The organism is Alkalihalophilus lindianensis, from assembly GCF_032843265.1.
GTDB classification, from domain to species: domain Bacteria; phylum Bacillota; class Bacilli; order Bacillales; family Bacillaceae_D; genus Alkalihalophilus; species Alkalihalophilus lindianensis.
The window spans coordinates 1-229 of sequence record NZ_JAWJBA010001143.1; the positions used below are offsets into that span (position 1 = coordinate 1).

Below are 229 nucleotides of genomic sequence, written 5' to 3' on the forward strand. Positions count from 1 at the left end.
TCTGTTTTTCCAGGATATTCTGAGTAATCCTTCGGAAGCTTCGGTGTACGTGATTCACGCGCTAACACACGAGAGTCACCAACAAACTTTAAACCTTTACCGCGATGCATCGAGCAATCCCCTCCTTTTTATATAAAAATAAGTGAAAGTTACGAAATTTACCATTATCCAATAATCATAGTGGTCCGGAAATACCTTGTCTCCGAATCATAATAAAGTGTGCTGCCAT

Annotated in this window: 1 pseudogene; it reads right to left on the minus strand. The window is 39.7% G+C overall.

Annotated elements, in window-relative coordinates:
• A pseudogene (locus RYX56_RS25645) lies at positions 1-110 on the minus strand (menaquinol-cytochrome c reductase cytochrome b/c subunit); the annotation flags it as partial.
• Positions 111-229: the final 119 nt, after the last annotated feature.